The sequence below is a fragment of the Micromonospora sp. R77 genome, from assembly GCF_022747945.1.
Taxonomy (GTDB): domain Bacteria; phylum Actinomycetota; class Actinomycetes; order Mycobacteriales; family Micromonosporaceae; genus Micromonospora.
Genome location: NZ_JALDST010000019.1, coordinates 1 through 1,488, shown reverse-complemented (window position 1 = coordinate 1,488; position 1,488 = coordinate 1). Strand labels below are relative to the sequence as shown.

Genomic DNA, 1,488 nt, shown 5'->3' with positions numbered 1-1,488 from the left:
GGTCCGCTCCCTGGTGCTCACCCACCTGGTCCGGGCCACCCCACCGCCCGGCCCCGGCGACCGGCGACGGATCACCGAGGCGGTCGCCGACCTGCCCCCCGGCGACCGGGCCGCCGGCGAACTGGCCCTGCTGACCGCGCTCGCCTCCTACCGGGTCACCGAGCGGGAGATCGAGGCGTTCCGGCGTCGCCAGCCGGAGGATGCCGCCCTGGTCGGGCTGACCGCCTGGGCCAGCATGGCCGCCGCCCGGCAGATCGGCCTGCGGCTGCGCGCGGACCTGGCCGCCGGCCCGCTGACCGAGGGGGGCGTACGGTGACCGGACCGGTCCGGGCGCGCAACCCGTGGGCCGCGCTGGCGGTGCTCTGCCTCGGCAACTTCCTCATCCTGCTCGACACCAGCATCGTCAACACGGCCGCCCCGCAGATCATGGGCGACCTGGACACCGGCATCGACGAGATCCTGTGGGTGCTGAACGCCTACCTGCTGGCGCTGGCGTCCCTGCTGATCGTCGCCGGCCGCCTCGGTGACCTGCTGGGGCCGCGCCGGGTGTTCGTCGCCGGCCTCGCCGGGTTCGCAGCGGCCTCGCTGCTGTGCGGGGCCGCCCGTACCCCGGGGGAGCTGATCGCGGCGCGGGCCGTGCAGGGCACCGCGGCGGCCGCGCTGCTGCCGCAGGCGTTGGTGCTCATCTCGGCGATCTTCCCGCCCGCCCGGCGGGGGGCCGCGTTCGGCATCTTCACGGCCGTCGCCGGCCTGGCGGCGGTCAGCGGACCGACGCTGGGTGGGCTGATCCTGACCGATTTCGGCTGGCGCTGGATCTTCCTGGTCAACCTGCCGATCGGGGTGGCCGGCGTGGTGGCGACGCTCCGGCTGGTGCCGGACCTGCGCTCCGCCCGACCGGCCGGGTTCGACCCGGTCGGCGTGCTGCTCGCCACCGCCGGCCTGGTCGGCGTCGCCTACCCGCTGGTGGAGGGGGAACGGCTGCGCTGGGGGCCGGTGGTCGGACCGGTGACGGTGCCGATGATCCTGGCCGCCGGCGTGGTGCTGCTGCTGGCGTTCGTCGGCTGGGAACGCCGGCATCCCGCGCCGCTGGTGCCCACCGGGCTCTTCGCCGACCGCACCTTCACCGTCGCCGTCGTCATCACCATGGGCACCTCGTTCGCGCTCTACGGCTTCCTGCTGGTCTTCGTCATCGAGACGCAGACCCTGCTCGGCATGAGCCCGCTGCTGGCCGGCGTCACCGCGCTGCCGTGGACCGTGACGCTCAGCGCGGTGGCCCCGGTGGCGGGCCGGCTCACCGACCGGCTCGGCGGCCGACGGCTGCTGGTGGTCGGCCTGACCGCGTACGCGGCCGGGGTGTTCGCCGTGGCCGCGGTGCCGGCGGCGGACGCCACCCCGGCGACCTTCGTGCTGCCGCTGGTGCTGGTGGGGATCGGGATGGGGGCGGCCATCGCGCCCACCACCACCGAGGCCATGCGGGCGGTCCGGCCG

1 protein-coding gene and 1 pseudogene are annotated in these 1,488 nt (G+C 75.9%); both read left to right on the top strand.

Annotation, left to right across the window (positions count from 1 at the left end; genetic code table 11):
- Window positions 1-316: pseudogene (locus MRQ36_RS32895) on the top strand (hypothetical protein); the annotation flags it as partial.
- Window positions 313-1,488: DHA2 family efflux MFS transporter permease subunit (locus MRQ36_RS32890; protein ID WP_242801726.1), on the top strand; the 1,176-nt coding region annotated here is incomplete at its 3' end. The pseudogene MRQ36_RS32895 and the gene MRQ36_RS32890, both read left to right, overlap by 4 nt.